We start from the raw sequence: 22,019 nt of genomic DNA on the forward strand, positions 1-22,019 counted from the left end.
CCATGCAAAAACCCCCGAAGGTTGGATCAAAGTCCAACTTTCGGGGGTCAGTTCAACAGGCGGGGTTTTTCTTTGGGCGCTCAATCGGCGGAACACAGTCCGCCGTACGGGGCCATCAGTCGCGCGGAACGATTCCCGCGGCTCAGCGCGCCAGGCGATCCTGGAATTGCTTGCGGAATTTGGCAACCTTGGGTGCGATCACAAACTGGCAATAACCTTGCTCGGGATGCAGGGCGAAATAATTGCTGTGATAGTCCTCGGCCTGCCAGAAATGCGCCGGCGCCAGCAGCTTGGTCACGATGGGCGCATCGTAGACCTTCTGCGCCTCGACCTCGGCAATGACGGCCTCGGCCTGCTCGCGCTGCGATTCGTTCTGCCAGAAGATGGCGGACTCGTACTGCGGGCCGATATCGTTGCCCTGGCGCCCCGGCGTGGTGGGATCGTGGGTGGCGAAAAAGACGCGCAGCAGATCGCTGTACGAAAGTTCTGCCGGATCGTATTCGATGCGCGCGACTTCGATGTGGCCGGTGTCCTTGCCGCAGACCTGCTCGTAGCTGGGATTGTCGACGTGTCCGCCGCTGTAGCCCGGCAAGACGCTCTTTACCCCGCGCAGATCGGCAAACACTGCTTCGACGCACCAGAAGCAACCGCCGCCAAGAACGGCGACTTCATTGCCCGGTGATGGTTGTTCTGCCATGACGATTCCTTTGCTGTAGACGGCCGATGCACGCGGCCGGCGCCCCCGGCGTGGTGCCGGGGCATGAGAATAAGGCTACTGCTTTGCCGGCGCCAGCGACAAGATCCATTCGGCCAAGGCGCGGGCGTCTTCAGGCGTGACGTGTGTCTGGGCGGGCATGGGCACCGCGCCCCAGGCGCCCCGGCCGCCGCCGCGGATCTTGCCCGCCAGGTAATCCACCATGGCGTCGCCCTGCCCCGCGTACCGTTCCGCCACGCTCTTCAAGGGCGGCCCGACCCGCTTGGCTTCCACCTGATGACAGGCCATGCAGGCCTTGCTCTTGGCCAGATCCAGGCCAGTGGTTTGCGCATGCACCGCGCCAGCGCCCAGGGCGCCGGCCGCGGCCAACAACAGACTAATCTTCAAACGCATCGGTTACTGCCCCACGGCTGGCGGTGCTGGCGAGCTTGCCGAACTTGGCAAGCACACCGCGTGTATAACGCGGCTTGGGCTGGACCCAGGCCTGGCGACGAGCCGCCATCTCTTCGTCGCTGATGTTGAGCTGCAGCAGCAGCTTGTGGGCATCGATGGTAACCGAATCGCCCTCCTGGATCAGCGCGATGGGGCCACCCACATACGCTTCCGGCGCGACGTGCCCCACCACCATGCCCCAGGTGCCGCCGGAAAAGCGGCCATCGGTGATGAGACCCACGGTTTCGCCCAGGCCTTGTCCAACGAGCGCGGAGGTGGGCGCCAACATCTCACGCATGCCCGGTCCGCCCTTCGGGCCTTCGTAGCGGATGACGACGACATCGCCATCGCGGATCTGCTGGGCCATGATGGCCGACATGGCGTCATCTTCGGAGTCGAATACGCGCGCGGGACCCGTGATGACCGGGTTCTTCAGACCGGTGATCTTGGCGACGCAGCCCTCCGGCGAAAGATTGCCCTTCAGAATGGCAAGGTGCCCCTGCGGATAGAGCGCGCGATCAATCGGCATGATGACGTCCTGGTCCGCGCGCGGCACGTCAGGCACGTCGGCCAGCGTTTCCGCGATGGTCTTGCCCGTGATGGTGATGCAATCGCCATGCAGCAGGCCCGCGTTGAGCAGAAGCTTCATGACCTGTGGAATGCCGCCAGCACGATGAAGGTCGGTGGCCACGTACTTGCCGGACGGCTTCAGGTCGCACAGCACGGGCACGCGCCGGCGGATGCGTTCGAAGTCGTCGATGGTCCACGGCACTTCGGCGGCGTGCGCGATGGCCAGGAAATGCAGCACCGCGTTGGTGGAGCCGCCCGTGGCCATGATGACGGACACCGCGTTCTCGATGGCTTCGCGCGTGATGATGTCGCGCGGGCGCAGGTTGCGCTTGACCGCGTCGACCAGCACACGCGCGGACTCGGCGGCCGAAGTGACCTTTTCCTCGTCTTCGTTGGCCATCGTGCTGGAATACGGCAGGCTCATGCCCATGGCTTCGAATGCCGAGCTCATCGTATTGGCGGTGTACATGCCGCCGCAGGAACCGGAGCCCGGGATCGCGCATTTCTCGATCTGCTTGAAGTCCTCTTCGGGCATGCGGCCCATGGTGTATTCACCGACGGCTTCGAACACGGACACGATGGTGAGGTCGTTGCCCTTGTAGTGGCCCGGCTTGATGGTGCCGCCGTAGACGTAGATGCCCGGCACGTTGGTGCGCGCCAAGGCGATCATGCCGCCGGGCATGTTCTTGTCACACCCACCGATGACGACGACGCCGTCCATCCACTGGCCCTGCGCGGCGGTTTCGATGCAGTCGGCAATGACCTCGCGCGATACGAGTGAGTACTTCATGCCTTCGGTGCCCATGGACATGCCATCGGAGATAGTGGGCGTGCCGAACACCTGCGGATTGGCGCGCGACGCGCGGATCGCGTCGATGGCCGCGTCAGCCAGCCGCTGCAGGCCGCTATTACAGGGCGTGATCGTTGAATGGCCGTTGGCCACGCCGATCATGGGGTTCTGAAAATCAGCTTCTTTGTAGCCGAGCGCGTAATACATGGCGCGATTGGGTGCGCGCGCGACGCCTTCGGTGATGTGGCGGGAACGTTCGTTGTGCGGCATGGTCAGTGTCTCCTGTCGGCCGTCGGGGCGCGGACATGGCGAACGCACCCGGGGAAGCTGGCTCGCTTGCATGCGAATCTTCAGTGCTCGCCGGTTATTATCATTCAACTTTATTGTGTCGGGCAGAACATGCTGGAATATCCAAAATTCGACCCCATCGCCCTGCAGATCGGGCCGCTCGCCATCCATTGGTATGGGCTGATGTACCTGGCGGGCTTCGCGCTCGTGTATTTGCTGGGACGCCACCGCATCAAGAGCGGGCACACCACGTCGCTGAACGTGCGGGACCTGGAAGACCTGATCTTCTATAGCGTGCTGGGCGTGGTGCTGGGGGGCCGGCTGGGATATGTACTGTTCTACAAGCCGGGCTACTACCTGTCGCATCCGCTTGAGGTGCTGTACCTGTGGCAGGGCGGCATGTCTTTCCACGGCGGCCTGATCGGCGTGATCCTGGTGATGCTGCTGTTTGCGCGCAAGAAGGGTCTGCCGTTCTTTGCGATCAGCGATTTCATCGCGCCGTTGATTCCGCTGGGCCTGGGTTTTGGCCGGCTGGGCAACTTCATCAATGGCGAGCTGTGGGGCCGTCCCACCGATGTGCCGTGGGCGATGGTGTTTCCCGACAGCGGCGATGGACTGCCGCGCCATCCGTCGCAGCTCTATGAGCTGGGCCTGGAAGGCATCGTGCTGTTTGCGCTGCTGTGGTGGTTTTCGAGCAAGCCGCGACCGCTGGGACAGGTGAGCGGCTTGTTCCTGATGGGCTACGGAACGTTCCGTTTCCTGGTGGAGTTCACCCGCGAGCCGGACAACTTCCTGGGTCTGCTCGCGGGTGGTTTGAGCATGGGACAGTGGCTGTCCCTGCCGATGGTCGCCCTGGGCGCCATCATGTTCAGTCTTACTGCAAAACGATCGTCCCGTTGACGGCGACGCTGACCGTCACGTTCCCTGCTTCCAGGGGAACGCTGACGTCGGCGCTGCTGAACGAACCGCCTTTCGCCATGGCCGCGCCCATCATGCGCGGCATCGGCGCGGGAGCGCCGGAGCCGCCGAGGTCCAGCTTGGACAGGCGGTAGCCGTCGAAACCGAATGCGTTGGCCGCGGCCAATGCGCGGTCCTTGAAGGCCTGCGCCGCTTCTTTCAGCAGCTTGCGCTCTTCGGCTTCACGTGCGGCGTCCGACAGCGAGAAGCTGATGTTCGAAATGGCGGTCTTGTCGGAAAGCTTGGCAGCCAGGGCCGCGGCAGCCGCGAAGTCCTTGGATTCCAGCACGATCTCGCCCTGGCCGCGCCACGAGGCGATCTTTCCCTTGTTGTTCATGTTGGGCCAGACGTTGAAGTTGCTGGTGCGCACTTCCACGCCCTTCGTGTCGCGCGCGCGCTTGACCGCGTCTTCCAGCGCAGCGGTCAATTTCTGACCGGCGGTCGGCTGATCCGGCGCGTCGACTTCGGCGGACAAAGCGATGCGGACGGTGTCCTGCTTGACCTCGGACGACGCCATCGCTTGCAAGGTCAGCTCCGGCGCACGGTTCGCGGAGGACTCGGCAGCGGCCGCCGGCGCGGGCGCCTGGGCCTGCGCAAAAACGGGTTGAGCCACAGCGATCGCGGCCACGGCTGCGCACGCCGCACCAAGCTTGGTGAGCGAAAAAACGGGGTGTTTGAACATGGACTGGTCCTATGTGGGAGGACGAAGGGGAATTGCCGAGAGGCACCCGACGCGGACCTGCTCCATGGCAGGTCCGCTGGGATAGATGCCCCGCCTGTGCCGTCAAGGCCGGCATCTCGAACCCTGAGGTTCAAGGTGGTCGCGTTCCGAAGAGCATCGGGTTCGTCTGCAAGAGACAATCACTCCAGCTCTGCACTCCCGCAACCAATATGCCAAAAAGACATAGGTTCAGAGAATGTATGGCCTAGTCACGAACACGGCAGGGACAAACTTGAAAATCTTGAATGCAGCTTATGAACGTTAGAGCAGTTTTTCCTGACCCGACAAGGCGTCATCGAGTACTGCGTTCATGTCCTCAATTCTACGCTTGAAGTCGCCGACCGCCAAACCGCCCAGCGGACCATCCGGCGCTTTCATCGCAAGCAGCTCGCCAGCGATCTGCAATGCGGCCATCACGGCGATGCGTTCGTTGCTGGAAACCTTGCCCGTGCCCTGGATGCGCAGCATGAGCTGATCGACATGGCGCACGGCGGCCAGCAGCGTGGGCTTTTCTTCGACGGAGCATGCAAGTGAATACTCACGGCCGAGGATCGATACGTCTACACGTTCCATATTAGTGTTGCTCTCCGGACGGCGCACCCGGCAAGCGGGCCAGGACGGCGTCGATGCGCTCGCGGGCCGAAGCGGCGGCCACACGCAAGCGCTGTAGTTCTGTGTCGCGCGATTGCAGGCTACCCTGCAGTTCGCTTTCGCGGGCGGCGAAGCGCGACTCGAGCGCTTGGCGCTCGGTGGTCTCGCGCGCCAGTTGTTCGCGCAGCGCGGCTTCCGATCGCTTGGCTTCTTCGAGAAGGGCCGAGACGGCGCCATCGTTATCTTGAAGCTTGCTTTGCAGCGTGACGACTTCGGCCTCGCGGTCAGCGGCGCGCTGCTTGAGCACACGCTGCTCGGCTTCGAAGTCGTTCAGGCGAAGACGCAACGCGTCACGCTCGGCGTGGAGTTGGCGGGTGCGTTGCACCAGTTGCCCGATTCGGGCGGCGAGTTGGTCTAGATCTTGCAGCATGGGCGCTATCGTAAACCATCCTGGGTTGGACCGGGCCTCTTCACGCAAGGTGAGAAACCCGGCAATATTCAGTAGGAAATACGGTTGGGTTTTGGCGCGCGAAGGTTACCGGCTCTTGCCTGCCAAGAAAAGTCCCCATCCGCCGAAATTGCCGCATCCGGCCGATCCGGCTTTCGCCAATCTTTCTATAAACTTTCACTTAGCTTTCAAAAAGCCCTCAAACTTCCGACCGCGTTACAAACGGGGATCGGGAGTTCCCCAATTCTAGGGAAAACCCCAGCCTTTCACAGACCTTACAGGGTTTGCAGCGTGGCGGGCGTCCATTACCATTCGGCCTTTCAAGAAACCACAACGTCGCTTTCAGAATAATTAATGGCACCCCGAAGTGCCTTTTTTGTGCCTGTCACTCGCCTTTCGGCGAGCGTCCATCCGGCTACAAACCTCTTTTATCTACATGCTGTAAACAGGAGCCAACCAATCATGCAGCTACGCAATCGACAGGATTTCTGGTCGGGGGTGATGTTCATCGCTCTCGGACTGGGATTCGCCTGGCAGGCCAGCAGCTACCAAATGGGTACTGCTGCCCGAATGGGCCCAGGGTACTTTCCTTTCTGGCTAGGCATTGTTCTTGCATTGCTCGGCGCCATCGTGCTGCTTGGCTCGCTGTCCAAGAAAGCCCATGAAACTCACGTCGACAAGTTCGACTGGCGCATCGTCTTCCTGGTGGTGGGCTCGGTCGTTCTGTACGGCCTGGTCTTGAAGCTGCTCGGCGTGTACATCTCGGTATTCGTGCTGGTGGTCGTCAGCAGTCTTGCCAGCCATGAATTCAACCTCAAGGTCGCCGTTGCCAACGGCATCTTCCTGGTGGTCTTCACGTACCTGGCATTCATCAAGGGGCTGGGGCTGATTTTCCCGCTGTGGCCGTCGTTTCTGGGCATGAACTGAGGAGCAACCGGCCATGGAATTGTTTGACAACCTGATGATGGGTTTCTCGGTGGCGTTCACGCCCGAGAACCTGCTGTATGCACTGCTGGGCTGCATCCTGGGGACGCTGATTGGCGTGCTGCCGGGCATTGGCCCCGTTCCGACCATCGCAATGCTGCTCCCGATCACGTACGTGCTGCCCCCGGTGGCCGGCCTGATCATGCTGGCGGGTATTTACTACGGCGCCCAGTACGGCGGCTCCACGACGGCGATTCTTGTGGCGTTGCCAGGAGAAACGTCAGCGGTGGTGACCGTGCTGGACGGTCACCAGATGGCCCGCAACGGCCGGGCGGGCGCCGCGCTGGCAATTGCCGCGCTGGGTTCGTTCTTCGCCGGTTGCGTTGCCACCCTGCTGCTGGCTGCCTTCGCGCCCCCGCTTGCTGAAGTCGCGTTTAAGTTCGGTCCTGCCGAATACTTCTCGCTGATGTGCCTGGGCCTGGTCGGCGCCGTGGTGCTGGCCTCGGGCTCGCTGCCCAAGGCAATCGCGATGATCATCCTGGGCCTGCTGCTCGGCATGGTCGGCACCGACGTCAACTCGGGTGTTGCCCGCTTCGACTTCGGCGTGCCGGAACTGCAGGACGGCATCGACTTCGCCATCGTGGCCATGGGCGTGTTCGGCTTTGCCGAAATCATGACCAACCTCGAGCAAAAGGAAAACCGCGTCGACATCACCGACAAGATCGGCACGCTGTACCCGAACAAGCAGGAATTCAAGGAAGCCGCTCCCGCCGTGCTGCGTGGCACGGCGCTGGGTTCGGCTCTGGGTATCCTGCCGGGCGGTGGCGCGGTGCTGTCCTCGTTCGCTTCCTACACGCTGGAAAAGAAGATCTCGAAGAATCCGGAACGCTTCGGCAAGGGCCACCCGGCCGGCCTGGCCGGTCCGGAATCGGCGAACAACGCTGCAGCCCAGACCTCGTTCATTCCGCTGCTGACGCTTGGTATCCCCGGCAACGCCGTGATGGCGCTGATGGTGGGCGCCATGACGATCCACAACATCCAGCCCGGCCCGCAAGTCATGACGAGCCACCCGGAGCTGTTCTGGGGCCTGATCGCCTCGATGTGGATCGGCAACCTGATGCTCGTGGTGCTGAACCTGCCGCTGATCGGCCTGTGGGTCAAGCTGCTCAAGGTGCCCTACCGCATCCTGTTCCCGGCGATTCTGGTGTTCTGCACGATCGGTGTGTACTCACTTAACTACAACCCGTTCGACATCTTCACCACGGCCATGTTCGGCGTCATTGGGTATGTGTGGTCGAAGCTGAAGTGCGAAGGCGCTCCGCTGCTGCTGGGTCTGGTCCTGGGCCCCATGATGGAAGAAAACTTCCGCCGTGCCCTGCTGCTGTCCCGTGGCGACTTCACCACTTTCGTGACGCGTCCGCTGTCGGCGACCCTGCTGGCCGTCGCCGTGTTCCTGGTGATCCTGGTGGCCCTGCCGGCCATCCGCAAGAAGCGCGAAGAGACCTTCGTCGAAGAAGAGTAAAGGTGCATCGCGCCGCCTGTGCGGCGCCTGCCAGCCAAAAACCCCCGGACTTGTCCCGGGGGTTTTTCTTTGGGTGCGCATCGGGCATCCGGCTGAAGACTACTGAAAATTACCTACAGCAACAAATCGTACAAAGCCGATTTCATCTACGTTAAGCTACGGGTTTACCCCACGCGATGATTCGACATGAATTTCGACTGGAAGAATCCGTATACGAGCACCCGCACGCCCGTCTTTGCCCGCAACGTCGTCGCCACCTCCCAACCGCTGGCCGCCCAGGCGGGATTGCGCATCCTGGCGCAAGGCGGCAATGCCGTGGACGCGGCAATTGCCTCGGCGGCAACGCTGGCGCTGGTCGAACCCGTCAGCAACGGCCTGGGTTCGGATTGCTTTGCCATCATCTGGGACGGCGCCAAACTTCACGGGCTTAACGCTTCCGGACCGGCGCCTGCCGCCTGGAACGTGGACTACTTCCGGCGCAAGCATCAGGGCGCGGTGCCGGCGCGGGGGTGGGACAGCGTGACCGTCCCGGGCTGCGTGGCGGGTTGGAGCGCCCTGCACGAAAAGCTGGGCCGCCTGTCTTTCGCCGACATCCTGGCGCCCGCCATCGAATACGCCGAACGCGGCTTCGCGATCACGCCGATGGTGCATCAGAAGTGGACCGCGCAGGCGGACGTGCTGCAGCCGCAGCCCGGCTTTGCCGATCACTTCCTGCCGCGCGGACGTGCTCCGCACGTCGGCGAACACTTCGTCCTGCAAGGCGCGGCCGCAACACTCAAGCGCATTGCCGCGACAAGCGGCCGCGACTTCTACGAAGGCGAGACCGCACACAAGCTGGTGGCCCACGCGCAGGCGCACGACGCGGCCCTGACGCTGAAGGATCTGAGCGACTACGCCCCCGAGTGGGTGATCCCGATCAGCCAGGCGTACCGCGGCCATACGCTGCATCAGATTCCGCCCAACGGCCAGGGCATCGCGGCGCTGATCGCGCTGGGCATTCTGCAGAACTTCGACCTGGCGGCGCGTCCAATCGATCATCCCGAGACACAGCACCTGCTGATCGAAGCGATGAAGCTGGCGTTTGCCGATGTCTACGCGCACGTGGCCGATGCGCGCCACATGCGGGTCGCGCCGGAACAGATGCTGCGGGCCGACTACCTGGCCGAGCGTGCCCGTCTGATCAATCCGCGTAAGGCGCAGACCTTCGCGACCGGCCATGCGCCGCAAGGCGGCACGGTCTACCTGACCGCCGCCGACCGCAACGGGATGATGGTCAGCTTCATCCAATCGAACTACATGGGTTTTGGATCCGGCGTCGTGGTGCCGGGCACGGGCGTCAGCCTGCAGAACCGCGGCCATTGCTTCAGCGCCGATCCCGAACACGCCAACGTGGTCGCGGGCGGCAAGCGACCGTTCCATACGATCATTCCGGGTTTCCTGATGCGTGATGGCGCACCGGTGATGAGCTTTGGCGTCATGGGCGGCAATATGCAGCCGCAGGGCCAGATGCAGGCGCTGGTGCGCATGCTGGACTACCGCCAGCAGCCGCAGGCCGCCTGCGATGCGCCGCGCTGGAAGTGGAACCGGAGCCTGGAGGTGGACCTGGAGCCGACGGTGTCCCCTGCCGTTGCGCAAGGACTGCGCGAGCGCGGCCATGTGCTGCAGGGCATGGACGATCCCTACATGGACTTTGGATCAGGGCAATTCATCTGGCGGCTGGGCGATCCGGCCGTGGACGGTTACGTCAGCGCCAGCGACAGCCGCCGAGATGGACTCGCCGCCGGCTTTTGATTGCGTTAAGGTTAGTGTCCTGAAACAGACCTACCCTTATTCAGCGGAGTCCATTGCATGGCAACGATCGGTACCAAGAGCTACGACGCAGCCGTAGCCCAGAAAGTCGCTTTCCTCGGATTGGGCGTGATGGGCTTGCCCATGGCCGGTCACCTGGCCCGCGCCGGGCATGACGTCACCGTCTACAACCGGACCCCCGCCAAGGCGCAGGCCTGGGTCGCCGAATTTGGCGGCCATAGCGCGGCCACCCCGCGGGAAGCCGTTGCCGGCGCGCAGATCGTCTTTGCCTGCGTGGGCAACGACGACGATCTGCGCAGCGTCGTGCTGGGTCCTGATGGCGCGTTCGCCGGCATGGCGCCGGGCGCCGTCTTCGTCGACCACACCACGGCTTCCGCCGATGTGGCGCGCGAACTGCACGCGAAAGCCAAGGAGCTGGGCCTGAACTTCGTCGATGCCCCCGTGTCGGGCGGTCAGGCTGGCGCCGTCAACGGCGCGCTGACTGTCATGTGCGGCGGCGAGCAGCCGGTGTTCGACGCCATCAAGCCCGTGGCCCAGTGTTTTGGCCGCGCGGTCACGCTGGTTGGCCCCCCGGGCGCCGGCCAGCTTGCCAAGATGGTCAACCAGATTTGCATCGCCGGCATCGTGCAGGGCCTGTCCGAAGCCATCGCGTTCGGCCAAGCAGCCGATCTGGACATGAAGCAGGTCCTGGACGTGATCAGCAAGGGCGCGGCGCAGAGCTGGCAGATGGAGAACCGCGGCGGCACCATGGTCGACGACAAGTTCGACTTCGGTTTCGCGGTGGACTGGATGCGCAAGGATCTGGGCCTGGTGCTGGCCGAGGCGCGCAACAACGGCGCGCGCCTGCCGCTGACCGCGCTGGTGGACCAGTTCTACGGCGACGTCCAGAAACTGGGCGGCGGACGCTGGGACACGTCCAGCCTCATCAAGCGCCTGCGCGACTAAGCCAGCCGTCCTGGCCCAATGAAAAAGGCGAGCCTTTCCGGCTCGCCTTTTTGCTTGATGCGGCAGCGCCGGGTCAGGCGGCGAGCGAGGCTTCGCTCGCAGCCGGCAGCAGCGCGTCGATGCGTTGCTTGGCCAGGGCCAGTCCTTCCAGCGCGGCCACTTCGCCCATGGCCATGCCTTCCGCGGCGATGAACGTGACTTCGGTCATGCCCAGGAATGCCAGCATCTGGCGCAGGTACGGCGTCATCGTGTCGGACGGCGTGCCTTCCGCCTTGCCGCCACGTGCCGTCAGCACGACCACCTGTTTACCCTTGACGAGCCCCTCGGGCACGCCTTCCGACGTATAACGGAACGTGACGCCGGCGCGCGCCAGGTGATCCAGGTAGGACTTGAACTGCGCCGGCAGGTTGAAGTTGTACACGGGCACGGCGAAGACGATGCGGTCGGCTTCCATCAGTTCGGCGACCAGCGAGTCGCTCAGTTCGACCAGACGCTGTTGCTCGACCGTGCGCGATTCAGCGGGCGTGAACAGGGCGCCAGCGGTGTTGCCGTCGAAATAAGGAATCGGTTGCGCGCCAATGTCGCGGACCTTGATGGCCGAGGCCGGGTTCGACGCCTTGATGCGGGCGATCAGGTGATCGGCCAATTGCTTGCTGTTGGAACGTTCGCCGAGAATCGAGGAAAGGATGACGAGGGTTTTCATTGCAGATATCTCCAGTGGGCCCGCCCGCGGCGGACGGTCTGGATCTGTCAGCGCCGCACCCGTCAGGATGATCGGGCGGGGCCTTGCCGCTTGGGCGGCGTTGGCAGATCCGTTGTGCATGGCGACACTGTAGTGGGACCGATTGAATACATAAATACGGGTATGATGAACTGTTCGTTCCAAACATAGAACAATCATGCAAGATCTCAATGACCTCTACTACTTTTCGCAAGTCGTCGAGCAAGGAGGCTTCAGCGCTGCGGCGCGCGCGCTGGACATTCCAAAATCCCGTCTATCCCGCCGAATCTCCCATCTGGAAGAAAGCCTGGGCGTGCGCCTTTTACAGCGCACGACGCGCCGGCTGCGGCTGACTTCCGCCGGCGAGCGCTATCTGCATTACTGCCGGGAAATGGCCGCGTCGGCGCGTGCGGCGGACGATGCGATGCGGCAGCTGCAGGCGGAGCCGACCGGCCCGGTGATCGTGAGCTGCCCGGTGTCGATCGCGCAGGACGTGCTGGCCCCGCTGCTGCCGGAGTTCCTGGATGCGTGGCCCGCGATATCAGTGCAATTGCTGGTGACCAACCGGCGGGTCGACCTGATCCGCGAGGGCGTGGACCTGGCGCTGCGGGTGCGCACGAAGCTCGATACGGACGCGGAGCTGGTCGTGCGGCACCTTGGCACCGCGCGCGGCACACTGGTGGCCAGCCCGGGATACCTGCAGCGCCATGGCGCGCCGGATACGCCGCAGGACCTGGCGTCGCACGTGACACTGAGCTTCAGCGATCCGCAGAACGAAGTGCGGTGGCCGCTGCGCAATGACAAGGGCGAAGAGGTGCAGATCGAACTGAAGCCGCAACTGTCGTGCAACGACTTCATCGTGCTGACGGAAGCGGCCGTGCGCGGTCGCGGCATCGCGTTGCTGCCGTCGATCGCCACGCAGGAGGAACTGCGCCGCGGGCAGCTGGTGCCGGTGCTGCCGCAATGGCAATCGCCCGAGGGCATCGTGCACTGCATCTATCCGTCACGGCGGGGCATGATGCCCGCCGTTCGGACGCTGCTGGACTTTCTGTCGCAGCGTCTGCCGTCGATGTACCAGCGGCTGGAGAAAGCCGTGGCGCCCGCGCCTCAGTAGCCGCGCGAGCGCTCTACCACGCCCGTGATGGATTCGCCGCGCATCAGTTGCGCGACCTTGCCCGCGATCTGTTCGATGCTTTCGTCGCGCAGCGTGCGCGCGGCGATATGCGGCGTGACGTGGACGCGCGGGTCGTGCCAGAACGGGTGGTCTTTCGGTAGCGGTTCAGTGCGGAAGACGTCGAGCGTGGCGCCCGCGATTTCGCCCTCTTCGAGCATCTGCACCAGATCGTCTTCGACCAGATGCTCGCCGCGGCCCACGTTGACCAGATGCGCATCGGGCAGCAACTGCGACAGCGTTTCGCGGTTCAGGATGCCTTGCGTGTCGGGCGTGAGTGGCAGCACGTTGACGAGAAAGCGCGTGCGGCCCAGGAAAGCGGGCAAGGAGGCCTCGCCGGCGAAGGATTCAACGCCCGGGATCTCACGCGGCGAGCGCGACCAGCCGGCAACGGGATAGCCGAATTCGGCCAGCGTCTGCGCAACGCGCGCACCGACCTGCCCCAGCCCAAGAACGCCCACGGGCCAATCGGCCTGCCGGGTGCCTTCGCGCGTGTCCCAATGCTGGCGCGCCTGCGCCTGGTCGAAGGCTTCGAAATCGCGCGAGACGCGCAGCAGCGCATACAGCGCGTATTCGGCCATCTGCACCGACATGCCGGCGTCTTCGAGGCGCACGATGCGAACGTCGGCCGGGATCTCAGGCATCTTGAGCAAGGCATCGACGCCCGCGCCCAGATTGAAGAGCGTCTGCAAGCCGGTTTCGTGCTGGAAGAGCTGGGCCGGCGGACGCCAGACCAGCGCGACCTCCGCGCCGGAGGGCGGGCCGTCGGGATTCCATACCGAAACACGGCAACCGGGCATGGCGGCCTCGAGGCGAGGCACCCAGGCGTCAGGATCGTGATGGGGACAAGCAAAGAGAATGTGCATGGTGGCAGTGCGAGGGCGATGAAAACCCCAAGCATGAGGGATGCCGCCGCACAAATCAAACGGCCCGGCAAAGGCCGGGCCGCGTGTAGCAGATGCAAGGTGAGGGATCAGGCCGTCTGCGGCACCTGGGGTTTGTTCTTGCCCTTGTTGCGGCGCACGAACGCCCAGACCTGCAGCGCGATCAGCAAGGCGCTTGCGCCGATGAACCAGGCGCTGATCGGACGCTCGACGAACACCGCCAGGTCACCGCGCGACAGCAGCAGTGCGCGGCGGAAGTTCTCTTCGACCATGGGGCCGAGCACGAAGCCCAGCAGAATGGGCGCCACCGAGAATTCCAACGTCATCAGCACCGCGCCGATCACGCCGAAGGCCAGCACTTCCCAGATCTGGAAGAGACTGTTCTGCGTGCTGTACACGCCCACTGCGATGAAGAACAGCGCCGACGGGAAGAGGTAGCGGTACGGCACCTGGAGCAGCTTGACCCACACGCCGATGAGCGGCACGTTCAGCACCATGAGCAGCACGTTGCCCACCCAGAAGCTGGCGATCAAGCCCCAGAAGATGTCCGGATGCTCGGTGATGAGCTGCGGTCCGGGCTGAATGCCCTGGATCAGCAGCGCGCCCAGGATCAGCGCCATCACGGCGTCGCCGGGAATGCCCAGGCTCATCGTCGGAATGAAGTCGACCTGCGTCTTCGAGTGCGACGACGCTTCCGGCGATGCCACGCCGGCGATCATGCCGGTGCCGAACTTTTCGGGCGTCTTGGAGACCTTGCGTTCCAGCGCGTAGGCGACGAACGTGGTGATGGTCGGACCGGTGCCGGGCATGGCGCCGAACAGCGTGCCCACGGCCGTGCCGCGCACCATGGGCCAGAAGGCCGTCTTCAATTCCTGCTTGCTGGGCCGCATGTCGCGCAGGCGCAGCTTGGCGCCGCTGCCGATGATGGTCATGCGGTTCACGCTCATCAGGAAGTCGGCCACGCCGAACAGACCCATCGAAATCGCGACCAGTTCCAGGCCGTCCGACAGGTCGAGCAGGCCGAACGAAAACCGGATGGTGCCGGTGTTCACGTCGGTGCCGACCACGCCGCACATCAGGCCGAACAGCGTCATCGCCACGCCCTTGAGCGGCGATCCGCGCGACATGGTGGCGCCTGCCAGGAGGCCCAGCAGCATGATCGAGAAGATCTCGGTCGGGCCGAACTTGAACGCGATCTCCACCAGCAGCGGCGAGGCAAAGATCATGACGATGATGCCGACCGACGCCGCGAAGAACGAGCAGATCATCGTGATGCCGAGCGCTGTCCCGCCCTTGCCCTGCTTGGTCAGTGGATAACCATCAAGGCACGTGACCGCGTGCGGCGGATGCGAAGGCAGGTTGAGCAGGATGGCGCCGATGGCGCCGCCGTACTGCGAGCCGTAGAAAATGCCGGCCAGCATCAGGATGGCGGGCACGGGCTGCATGACATAGGTCAGCGGCAGGAGGATGGAAATCGCGGACAGCGCGCCCATGCCGGGCAGCACGCCGATGAGGTTGCCCACCAGCACGCCGAAGAACGACCACATCAGGTTGTGCCATTGGAACGCGACGCCGAAGCCGTACCAAAGGTCTACCAAAGCTTGAGAAATCATGGCGCATCAACCCCAGCGGAACAGCGGAAGCTGCAGTTGCAGCGCCCACCAGAAAACGACGACCGCGATCGCGGACATGGCGATCGACAGCAGGATGGCCTGTTTGATCGTGTTCTTGCGGTCGCCCAGCGCCGAAATGAAGACGATGGCGAACGTGGCGGGCAGCAGGCCGCCGTAATGGCCCAGCAGCAGGAAGGCCAGGATGCCGAGCAGGATGCAGACGCTGCCCCGGATATCGGGCATGCCGGTGGGGTGGCCTTCAGCGGGCGCGGGCGCCGCGGGTTCGGCCGAGCGCGCCGACATCGCGATCAGCAAGCCGGTCAGCGCCAGCAGGCCGCCGAGCGCCGCGGGAAAGAAGCCCGGGCCCATGTGGCTGAGCGAGCCGATGTGATAGTCCGTGCCGCCATAGACAGCGCCCAGGCCGATCAGGACCATCAGCGCGCCGCCGTAATAGTCCTTTCTGTTGATTGTCTTTTTCACTTCCGTCCTCCTTCCTTGTACCGGGCCACGCCGGCCTTTCATGCGCTGCACGAAGCGGGCAGCGCCCGGCCCCTGACGACAGGCCGGATCGCAGATTACGGAAGGAAGCTGCTAATCCGCTTTCTGTGCGCTGTCGCATTCCTGAATCCGGGGGTTATCCCTGATCGGCAGACGCGGCGAGCGCGAGAAAGTCGGAAAGTGGAGAAGCGGGCGTTGAAGGATCGGGCGTTGAGGAAGGGCAGTTATTGATCGCCCTTGAGCTGGACCTCGGCGGGCCGCGGATACTGCGACACAGTGGGCGCCAGCGGCAGCCACAGCACCGACGCGAGGCCGACGCCGCCCTGCTCGTTGGGCTCGCCATCGCGCAGTTCGATGTCGCCTTCATTACGCCGGGCATAGGCGCGCGCGATGCCCAGGCCCAGGCCGGAACCGGAGGACGTCACGGGCTTGTCCGTGCCCACGCGCTCGAAACGCGTGAAGGCGCGCGTGCGCATGACGGGATCCAGGCCGGGTCCGTTGTCGGATACGGCGACCTCGACCCGGTTGTCGGTGCGGCACACGGAAACCGTGATCTGCGCGCCGACCGGCGCGTAATGGATGGCGTTGTGCACGAGATTGGACAAGGCCTCGTGCAGCTCGGCCTCGTTGCCGGTCACCGGCACCGGCGTGTCCTGGCCGTCTTCTGCGTCGGCCTGCAGCCAGCCCAGATCCTGCTGTTTTTCGTGCGCCAGCGGCAGGTACTGCAGCACGACTTCGCGCGACACGGCGTTCATGTCGAGCAATTGGCGCGGGGTCTGGCCGGCCTGGTGGGCGTGCGCCAGCGACAGGAGCTGTTCCGTCAGCCGGCGCGTGCGGCCAAGCTGGTCGACGATGGCGCGCAGCCCTTCGCGCACACGCGCGGGATCGCGTTCGCGCAGCGTGTATTGCGCCTGCGTCAGCATGATGGCGAGCGGCGTGCGCAATTGATGCGAGGCGTCGGCCAGAAAGTTGGATTGCTCGTCCAGTACCCGCCGGTAGCGGGCGATGTGGTGATTGACGGCTTCGACGAGCGGCGCGACTTCGCTGGGCACGCGCGAGGCGTCCAGCGGCGTCAGGTCGTCCGGGCGGCGTCCGCGGATGTCGGCCTGCAGCCGGCGCAGCGGCTTCAAGGCCCACGACACGCCCCACCAGACCAGCAGCACGACCAGCGCCAACATCCGTGAATCGCGCAGGATCTCCTGCCGCCGCGCATTGTTCTCGGCCTCGATGCGCTTGCCGGTGCTTTCGGCCACGACCACCAGCACCTGGCGATGCTGGCCCTGGTAATAGAGATCGCGCACAACGGACACGACCCGCACGGGATCGTTGCGGTACACGCTGTCGTAGAAGATGGGCTGGCCGTTGGACCGCGGCCAGGACGGCGGACGCGGCATCTCGGGCATGCCGAGCAGCGTCTTGCCCTGCGTGGGCGGCACGGGCGCGCCGTCGGGCAGGGGCGGATCGATTTCCTCGATGCGGAAATACTTGCGCAGGCCCGCCCGCGATTCGAGCATGACCTGCGCGTATAGCGGCGTGGCCACTTGCAGGTTGCCGTCGGGCGTGAATTCCAGGCTGCTTTCCAGCACGCGCGCCGGTTCAACTAGCGCGCTGTCGTAGGCTTCGTTGGTGATTTCGGCCAGGGTGCGGTAGTCGTTCAGGCTGTCGATGACGAGCAGCACCACCACGCCGGGCAGCAGCAGGATGATAAGAAGCGCGCGGATGCCGACGCGCGGCAGTCCGGGTATCCGCAGGCTCACTTAGGGTTCCGCTGACTCGCTGGCGACGCTTTCCAGCATGTAGCCCAGCCCGCGCACGGTCACGATGCGCACGTCGCTGCCGGCCAGCTTCTTGCGCAGGCGGTGCAGCACGACCTCGATGGCGTCGGGGTTGGCTTCGCTGTCGTGCGTGAAGACCTTGCCGAACAACTGCGACTTGTCCACCGGGTAACCGCTGCGCGTCAGCAGCGCCGCCAGGGCGGCGTGTTCACGCGGGGTCAGGAACAGCAGCGATCCGTCCAGCGTGAAGGCACGGCTTTCGCTGTCGTAGGACAGGGAGCCGCATTGCAGGCGCGGATGCTGGCGGCCGCGGCTGCGGCGCACGAGCGCCGTGAGACGGGCTTCGAGTTCTTCGAGGGCGAAGGGTTTGGTGAGGAAGTCGTCGGCGCCCAGATTCAGGCCACGCACGCGGTCTTGCAGCGCGCCCTGCGCAGTCAGGAGCAGGACCGGCGTGCGGTCGTCGCGGTTGCGCATTTCCCGGAGGACGACGAGACCATGCTTGTCGGGCAGGCGCAGGTCCATGACGATGGCATCGTATTCGGTGCCCGCCATGAAGGCTTCGGCCGTGCGCGCGTCTGCCGCGTGATCGGGCACGAACCCGCTCTGGGCGAGCGCGCGCATCAGCCAGGACGCCATGTCCCGTTCGTCTTCAACCAACAATATGCGCATGACCGTCCGTTCCTTCGGGCAAATTCTCTGCAGCCCGCTGACCATGCACCCGTTGGCGCAGGTAGCGGGTTTCGTGATGGCGCCGAAAGAGGATAGCCGACAACTCGTTCAACGCCTGGGTATAGACGTCTCGCTTGAACTCGATGACGGCATCCAGCGGAACCCAGTACTGGCTCCAGCGCCAGGCGTCGAATTCCGGATGCTGCGTCGCGCGCAAGCAAACATCACTGTCACGTCCCACCAGGCGCAACAAGAACCAAATCTGTTTTTGTCCTTTATAGTGGCCACGCCACTCACGCCGGACAAAGTGATCGGGCACGTTATAACGTAACCAATCGCGTGTACGCCCCAAAATACGGACATGCTCGGGCTTCAGGCCCACCTCTTCATGGAGTTCGCGATACATGGCCTGCACCGGGCTTTCGCCATACTTGATGCCGCCCTGGGGGAACTGCCACGCATGTTCCCTGATACGCTTGCCCCAAAAGACCTCGTTTCTAGTGTTGACGAGAATGATGCCGACATTGGGGCGGTAGCCTTCGCGGTCAAGCATGGGCCACCCCCACCGAATTCAATACAATTACGGTCGATTATACGTATCTGCTGCCACCTTTAAACATGCGCGCATCCAACTACCACATCAACACCCTCAAAGAAGCCCCGTCCGAAGCGGAAGTCGCCAGCCACCAGCTGATGACCCGCGCCGGGATGATCCGCAAGCTCGCGGGCGGCATCTACACCTACATGCCGCTGGGCCTGAAGGTCATCCGCAAGGTCGAGGCGATCATCCGCGAAGAAATGAACGCGGCGGGCGCCATAGAATTGCTGATGCCCGTGGTGCAGCCGGCCGAGCTCTGGCAGGAATCCGGCCGCTGGGAGCAGTACGGCGCCGAACTGCTGCGCATCAAGGATCGGCACCAGCGCGATTTCGTGCTGCAGCCGACGTCCGAGGAAGTCATCACGGACATCGCGCGCAATGAAATCCACAGCTACCGCCAGTTGCCGCTGAACTTCTATCACATTCAGACCAAGTTCCGGGACGAGCGCCGTCCCCGCTTCGGCCTGATGCGCGGCCGCGAGTTCACGATGAAGGACGCGTACTCCTTCGACCGCGACGAAGCAGGCGCCCAGCGCAGCTACGACACCATGTTCGCCGCCTACATGCGCATCTTCGGCCGTCTGGGCCTTGAGTTCCGCGCGGTGGCGGCCGACACGGGCTCCATCGGCGGCACGCGCAGCCATGAGTTCCAGGTGATCGCCGACACGGGCGAAGACCTGCTGGTCTACAACGCGGACTCGGACTACGCCGCCAACATCGAGCTGGCCGAGGCGCCCAGCCTGTACCCCACCCGCGCCGCCGCCGCCCAGGCGATGGAAGACGTCGCGACGCCCGGCGCCGCCAAGTGCGAAGACGTCGCCAAGCTGCTGGGCATTGCACTGGAACGCACGATCAAGTCGATCGTCCTGGCCACCGACGGCGAAAAGGGCAAGGTCGACATCTGGCTGCTGCTGCTGCGCGGCGACCACGAACTGAATGAGATCAAGGCGGGCAAGCTGCCGGGCCTGGCGGGCTTCCGCTTTGCCACCGAAACCGAGATCGTCGAATACTTCGGCTGCAAGCCCGGCTACCTGGGCCCGGTCAAGACGGCCAAGCCGGTCCACGTCATTGCCGACCGCACCGTGGCCAACATGGCCGATTTCGTCTGCGGCGCCAACCGCGAAGATTTCCACACCCAGGGCGTGAACTGGGGCCGCGACCTGCCCGAGCCCGAACTCGTTGCCGACCTGCGCAACGTGGTCGCCGGCGACCCCTCGCCCGACGGCAAGGGCACGCTGTCGATCCAGCGCGGCATCGAAGTGGGCCACGTCTTCTACCTGGGCAAGAAGTACTCCGAAGCCCTGAAGGCCACCTTCCTGGACGAAACCGGCAAGCCAGCCGTGCTGGAAATGGGTTGCTACGGCATCGGCGTGACCCGCATCGTGGGCGCCGCCATCGAGCAGAACCACGACGCGCGCGGCATCATCTGGCCCCGTGCGCTGGCGCCGTTCGAGGTCGTGATCTGCCCGGTGGGCTGGGGCAAAAGTGAAACGGTGCGTGACACCGCGCAAAAGCTCTATGAATCCCTGCTGGCGCGCGGCGTGGATGTCGTGCTGGACGACCGCGATGCCCGCCCCGGCGTCATGTTTGCCGAGTGGGAACTGATCGGTGCGCCGCTGCGAGTAACAGTTGGAGAACGCGGCCTGAACGATGGTGTGGTGGAATTGCAGGCCCGTCGGGAAACCGAAGCGGCCAAGATTCCGGTAGAGTCCGCGCTTGAAGCCGTGCTGACCAAGCTCGACACGCTCTAACCCTATAGTTGCTACGGACTTCCCGCGTCCCGATCTGCACCATCATCATTTGAGTACCGTGACCGACCCGAAGTCCGCCGAATCTACCCTGCAAGTCCGCGTCTACTACGAAGACACGGATGCCGGCGGGGTGGTGTTCTACGCCAACTACTTGAAATTCCTGGAGCGGGCCCGCACCGAATGGCTGCGGGACTTGGGCGTCAACCAGTCCGGACTGGCCGCCAGCGAGCAACGGCTGTTCGTTGTCCGCGCCTTGGACATGTCCTACCGCAAACCGGCCAGGCTGGACGATTTGCTTACCATACGCAGCCGAGTCACCAAACTGGGCCGCGCTTCGATACACTTCGCGCAGCGCGCGGAGCGCAACGGGGAACTGCTTGCCGAAGGCAACATCCAAGTCTGTTGCGTCGATGCCGTTCACATGCGGCCGGCGGAGTTGCCGGCTGACATTCGCGCAAAACTGGAATTCATTCAGGAATAACCATGCAAGTCACCAACGACATGTCGTTGCTTTCGCTGATTTCGCACGCCAGCGTGCCGGTCCAGCTCATCATGCTGATGCTGTTGGGCATCTCGATCATGTCCTGGACCTATATCTTCGCCAAGCGCATGGCCATCAAGCGGGCGCATGACCAGACTCGCCGCTTCGAAGACGACTTCTGGTCGGGCGGCGACCTGTCGATGCTGCAGCAGGCCGTGGCCTCGCGCCGCGACGAGCAAGGCGCCCTCGCCCGCATCTTCGATGCCGGCATGACGGAATTCCTGAAGGCCCGCCGCGGCAACGCCAGCGGCGACGCCACGGCCGTGCTGGACGGCCCGCGCCGCGCCATGCGCGCCGCTTACCAGCGCGAAATGGACTCGCTGGAATCCCACCTCAACTTCCTGGCGTCCGCCGGCTCGGTGTCCCCGTACATCGGCCTGCTGGGCACGGTCTGGGGCATCATGCACGCCTTCATCGGCCTGTCGAACATGCAACAGGCCACGCTGGCTTCGGTGGCGCCCGGCATTGCCGAGGCACTGATCGCCACCGCGATCGGCCTGTTCGCCGCCATCCCGGCCGTGGTTGCCTACAACCGCTTCACGAATGACATCGATCGCATCTCGATCCGTTTCGACAGCTTCGTCGATGAATTCCTGAACATTCTGCAACGGCAGGTGCGCTAATGCCCTCGGTAAGCTCGCGCGGCAGGTCCGGCCGCCGCATGAAGGCCGACATCAACGTGGTGCCGTACATCGACGTGATGCTGGTGCTGCTGGTCATCTTCATGGTGACCGCACCCCTGATCACACCCGGGCTGATCCAGCTGCCGTCGGTGGGCGCCGCCTCCGACGTGCCGGTCAAGCCCCTGGAAGTCCAGATTTCGGAAGACGGCAAGATCGCGCTGCGCATGCGCGAAGCCGGCGCCACCATGCAGGACATCGCGCGCCCCGAACTGGTCGCGCAAGTGCGTTCGCGCATCACCGCGGAAACGCCGGTGGTAATCGCCGCCGACGGCAAGGTGCCCTACGAGACGGTCGTGAAGGTCATGGACGAGCTGCGCACCAACGGCATCACCCGCCTGGGCCTGCTGGTGGACCAGTCCGGCGCCGCCTCCCAGCCCGTCCCCGCCAAGAAACGCTAACGCGC

At 64.1% G+C, this 22,019-nt stretch carries 23 protein-coding genes and 1 other RNA gene; 10 read left to right on the forward strand and 14 right to left on the reverse strand.

Annotated features, from left to right (window positions below; translation table 11 throughout):
* Positions 1-142 precede the first annotated feature (142 nt).
* The 3 genes from msrA to ilvD all read right to left on the reverse strand — a co-directional run bounded on the left by msrA (position 143) and on the right by ilvD (position 2,777).
* Positions 143-697 (reverse strand): peptide-methionine (S)-S-oxide reductase MsrA, encoded by a 555-nt coding sequence (msrA, locus tag RT697_RS13530; RefSeq protein ID WP_313699514.1) that lies wholly within the window; start codon positions 695-697, stop codon positions 143-145.
* 75 nt (positions 698-772) lie between these two features.
* Positions 773-1,108 carry a c-type cytochrome gene (locus RT697_RS13535; RefSeq protein ID WP_175125326.1) on the reverse strand — a complete coding sequence of 112 codons (336 nt, stop codon included), beginning with the start codon at positions 1,106-1,108 and terminating at the stop codon, positions 773-775.
* Entirely contained in the window at positions 1,092-2,777 is a 1,686-nt protein-coding gene (ilvD, locus tag RT697_RS13540) for a dihydroxy-acid dehydratase (protein WP_313699516.1), read from the reverse strand. Before ilvD ends, RT697_RS13535 begins: the two co-directional genes overlap by 17 nt.
* 129 nt (positions 2,778-2,906) lie before the next feature.
* Here ilvD and lgt point away from each other — a divergent pair, with 129 nt between their 5' ends.
* Positions 2,907-3,695, forward strand: a complete 789-nt coding sequence (lgt, locus tag RT697_RS13545) for a prolipoprotein diacylglyceryl transferase (RefSeq protein ID WP_092579583.1) — start codon at positions 2,907-2,909, stop codon at positions 3,693-3,695.
* Here the strand turns inward: lgt and RT697_RS13550 are convergent.
* The 4 genes from RT697_RS13550 to RT697_RS13565 form a co-directional block, all read right to left on the reverse strand.
* Positions 3,670-4,434 (reverse strand): SIMPL domain-containing protein, encoded by a 765-nt coding sequence (locus tag RT697_RS13550; RefSeq protein ID WP_313699518.1) that lies wholly within the window; start codon positions 4,432-4,434, stop codon positions 3,670-3,672. The genes lgt and RT697_RS13550 overlap by 26 nt on opposite strands.
* Before the next feature lie 83 nt (positions 4,435-4,517).
* Positions 4,518-4,703, reverse strand: a non-coding RNA gene (gene ssrS / locus RT697_RS13555) — 6S RNA.
* 31 nt (positions 4,704-4,734) lie between these two features.
* Positions 4,735-5,046, reverse strand: a complete 312-nt coding sequence (locus RT697_RS13560) for a cell division protein ZapA (RefSeq protein WP_175186397.1) — start codon at positions 5,044-5,046, stop codon at positions 4,735-4,737.
* A gap of 1 nt (position 5,047) precedes the next feature.
* A complete protein-coding gene (locus tag RT697_RS13565; protein ID WP_313699519.1) occupies positions 5,048-5,494 on the reverse strand; it encodes a hypothetical protein in 447 nt (148 codons plus the stop codon).
* Between the two features lie 480 nt (positions 5,495-5,974).
* On the opposite strand from RT697_RS13565, the gene RT697_RS13570 reads away from it, so the two are divergent.
* The 4 genes from RT697_RS13570 (at position 5,975) to RT697_RS13585 (ending at position 10,712) form a co-directional block, all read left to right on the forward strand.
* Positions 5,975-6,439: a tripartite tricarboxylate transporter TctB family protein gene (locus tag RT697_RS13570; protein WP_175125334.1), complete on the forward strand. Its 465-nt coding sequence runs from the start codon at positions 5,975-5,977 to the stop codon at positions 6,437-6,439.
* Positions 6,440-6,452: 13 nt separating this feature from the next.
* Complete coding sequence (locus RT697_RS13575; protein ID WP_313699520.1) at positions 6,453-7,958, forward strand: tripartite tricarboxylate transporter permease; 1,506 nt, start codon at positions 6,453-6,455, stop codon at positions 7,956-7,958.
* A 186-nt stretch (positions 7,959-8,144) separates the two neighbouring features.
* On the forward strand, positions 8,145-9,749 hold the full coding sequence (locus RT697_RS13580; protein WP_313699522.1) for a gamma-glutamyltransferase family protein: 1,605 nt from the start codon (positions 8,145-8,147) through the stop codon (positions 9,747-9,749).
* Between the two features lie 57 nt (positions 9,750-9,806).
* Positions 9,807-10,712, forward strand: coding sequence for an NAD(P)-dependent oxidoreductase (locus tag RT697_RS13585; protein ID WP_056564192.1), 906 nt, complete (start codon positions 9,807-9,809; stop codon positions 10,710-10,712).
* Positions 10,713-10,785: 73 nt separating this feature from the next.
* On the opposite strand, the gene RT697_RS13590 is transcribed toward RT697_RS13585, so the two are convergent.
* The gene (locus RT697_RS13590) at positions 10,786-11,415 is read right to left on the reverse strand and encodes an NAD(P)H-dependent oxidoreductase (RefSeq protein WP_313699523.1); all 630 of its coding nucleotides are present in this window, start codon (positions 11,413-11,415) and stop codon (positions 10,786-10,788) included.
* A 196-nt stretch (positions 11,416-11,611) separates the two neighbouring features.
* Between RT697_RS13590 and RT697_RS13595 the strand changes: the two genes are divergently transcribed.
* Positions 11,612-12,547 (forward strand): LysR family transcriptional regulator, encoded by a 936-nt coding sequence (locus RT697_RS13595; protein ID WP_313699524.1) that lies wholly within the window; start codon positions 11,612-11,614, stop codon positions 12,545-12,547.
* On the opposite strand, the gene RT697_RS13600 is transcribed toward RT697_RS13595, so the two are convergent.
* The 6 genes from RT697_RS13600 to RT697_RS13625 form a co-directional block, all read right to left on the reverse strand.
* Positions 12,541-13,470 (reverse strand): glyoxylate/hydroxypyruvate reductase A, encoded by a 930-nt coding sequence (locus RT697_RS13600; protein ID WP_313699525.1) that lies wholly within the window; start codon positions 13,468-13,470, stop codon positions 12,541-12,543. The genes RT697_RS13595 and RT697_RS13600 overlap by 7 nt on opposite strands.
* A gap of 107 nt (positions 13,471-13,577) precedes the next feature.
* Positions 13,578-15,101, reverse strand: a complete 1,524-nt coding sequence (locus tag RT697_RS13605) for a tripartite tricarboxylate transporter permease (protein WP_105237340.1) — start codon at positions 15,099-15,101, stop codon at positions 13,578-13,580.
* 6 nt (positions 15,102-15,107) lie between these two features.
* Positions 15,108-15,536, reverse strand: coding sequence for a tripartite tricarboxylate transporter TctB family protein (locus RT697_RS13610; RefSeq protein WP_313699568.1), 429 nt, complete (start codon positions 15,534-15,536; stop codon positions 15,108-15,110).
* Between the two features lie 287 nt (positions 15,537-15,823).
* Positions 15,824-17,356 carry a sensor histidine kinase gene (locus RT697_RS13615; protein WP_313699529.1) on the reverse strand — a complete coding sequence of 511 codons (1,533 nt, stop codon included), beginning with the start codon at positions 17,354-17,356 and terminating at the stop codon, positions 15,824-15,826.
* Positions 17,357-18,043, reverse strand: a complete 687-nt coding sequence (locus tag RT697_RS13620) for a response regulator (RefSeq protein WP_056327910.1) — start codon at positions 18,041-18,043, stop codon at positions 17,357-17,359.
* Complete coding sequence (locus RT697_RS13625; RefSeq protein WP_056327909.1) at positions 18,024-18,596, reverse strand: RNA pyrophosphohydrolase; 573 nt, start codon at positions 18,594-18,596, stop codon at positions 18,024-18,026. The genes RT697_RS13620 and RT697_RS13625 overlap by 20 nt, the downstream gene beginning before the upstream one ends.
* A gap of 65 nt (positions 18,597-18,661) precedes the next feature.
* On the opposite strand from RT697_RS13625, the gene RT697_RS13630 reads away from it, so the two are divergent.
* Genes RT697_RS13630 through tolR form a run of 4 tightly spaced genes read left to right on the forward strand, consistent with a single transcriptional unit; the run spans position 18,662 to position 22,014 of the window.
* Positions 18,662-20,392 (forward strand): proline--tRNA ligase, encoded by a 1,731-nt coding sequence (locus RT697_RS13630; RefSeq protein ID WP_313699530.1) that lies wholly within the window; start codon positions 18,662-18,664, stop codon positions 20,390-20,392.
* A 58-nt stretch (positions 20,393-20,450) separates the two neighbouring features.
* On the forward strand, positions 20,451-20,873 hold the full coding sequence (gene ybgC / locus RT697_RS13635; RefSeq protein ID WP_056564208.1) for a tol-pal system-associated acyl-CoA thioesterase: 423 nt from the start codon (positions 20,451-20,453) through the stop codon (positions 20,871-20,873).
* 2 nt (positions 20,874-20,875) lie between these two features.
* Complete coding sequence (gene tolQ / locus RT697_RS13640) at positions 20,876-21,556, forward strand: protein TolQ (RefSeq protein ID WP_056564211.1); 681 nt, start codon at positions 20,876-20,878, stop codon at positions 21,554-21,556.
* Positions 21,556-22,014, forward strand: coding sequence for a protein TolR (tolR, locus tag RT697_RS13645; protein WP_105237338.1), 459 nt, complete (start codon positions 21,556-21,558; stop codon positions 22,012-22,014). Before tolQ ends, tolR begins: the two co-directional genes overlap by 1 nt.
* Positions 22,015-22,019 lie beyond the last annotated feature (5 nt).

It is taken from the genome of Achromobacter sp., from assembly GCF_032113835.1.
GTDB lineage: Bacteria > Pseudomonadota > Gammaproteobacteria > Burkholderiales > Burkholderiaceae_B > Achromobacter.

Coding starts and splice junctions, on each gene's coding strand:
- RT697_RS13630 (WP_313699530.1), top strand. CDS start 18,662: ATGCGCGCATCCAACTACCACATCAACACCCTCAAAGAAGCCCCGTCC.
- RT697_RS13610 (WP_313699568.1), bottom strand. CDS start 15,536: ATGGTCCTGATCGGCCTGGGCGCTGTCTATGGCGGCACGGACTATCAC.
- RT697_RS13565 (WP_313699519.1), bottom strand. CDS start 5,494: ATGCTGCAAGATCTAGACCAACTCGCCGCCCGAATCGGGCAACTGGTG.
- RT697_RS13620 (WP_056327910.1), bottom strand. CDS start 18,043: ATGCGCATATTGTTGGTTGAAGACGAACGGGACATGGCGTCCTGGCTG.
- RT697_RS13625 (WP_056327909.1), bottom strand. CDS start 18,596: ATGCTTGACCGCGAAGGCTACCGCCCCAATGTCGGCATCATTCTCGTC.
- RT697_RS13550 (WP_313699518.1), bottom strand. CDS start 4,434: ATGTTCAAACACCCCGTTTTTTCGCTCACCAAGCTTGGTGCGGCGTGC.
- tolR (WP_105237338.1), top strand. CDS start 21,556: ATGCCCTCGGTAAGCTCGCGCGGCAGGTCCGGCCGCCGCATGAAGGCC.
- RT697_RS13535 (WP_175125326.1), bottom strand. CDS start 1,108: ATGCGTTTGAAGATTAGTCTGTTGTTGGCCGCGGCCGGCGCCCTGGGC.
- ilvD (WP_313699516.1), bottom strand. CDS start 2,777: ATGCCGCACAACGAACGTTCCCGCCACATCACCGAAGGCGTCGCGCGC.
- RT697_RS13600 (WP_313699525.1), bottom strand. CDS start 13,470: ATGCACATTCTCTTTGCTTGTCCCCATCACGATCCTGACGCCTGGGTG.
- RT697_RS13575 (WP_313699520.1), top strand. CDS start 6,453: ATGGAATTGTTTGACAACCTGATGATGGGTTTCTCGGTGGCGTTCACG.
- msrA (WP_313699514.1), bottom strand. CDS start 697: ATGGCAGAACAACCATCACCGGGCAATGAAGTCGCCGTTCTTGGCGGC.
- RT697_RS13605 (WP_105237340.1), bottom strand. CDS start 15,101: ATGATTTCTCAAGCTTTGGTAGACCTTTGGTACGGCTTCGGCGTCGCG.
- RT697_RS13595 (WP_313699524.1), top strand. CDS start 11,612: ATGCAAGATCTCAATGACCTCTACTACTTTTCGCAAGTCGTCGAGCAA.
- lgt (WP_092579583.1), top strand. CDS start 2,907: ATGCTGGAATATCCAAAATTCGACCCCATCGCCCTGCAGATCGGGCCG.
- RT697_RS13570 (WP_175125334.1), top strand. CDS start 5,975: ATGCAGCTACGCAATCGACAGGATTTCTGGTCGGGGGTGATGTTCATC.
- RT697_RS13590 (WP_313699523.1), bottom strand. CDS start 11,415: ATGAAAACCCTCGTCATCCTTTCCTCGATTCTCGGCGAACGTTCCAAC.
- tolQ (WP_056564211.1), top strand. CDS start 20,876: ATGCAAGTCACCAACGACATGTCGTTGCTTTCGCTGATTTCGCACGCC.
- RT697_RS13585 (WP_056564192.1), top strand. CDS start 9,807: ATGGCAACGATCGGTACCAAGAGCTACGACGCAGCCGTAGCCCAGAAA.
- RT697_RS13580 (WP_313699522.1), top strand. CDS start 8,145: ATGAATTTCGACTGGAAGAATCCGTATACGAGCACCCGCACGCCCGTC.
- RT697_RS13560 (WP_175186397.1), bottom strand. CDS start 5,046: ATGGAACGTGTAGACGTATCGATCCTCGGCCGTGAGTATTCACTTGCA.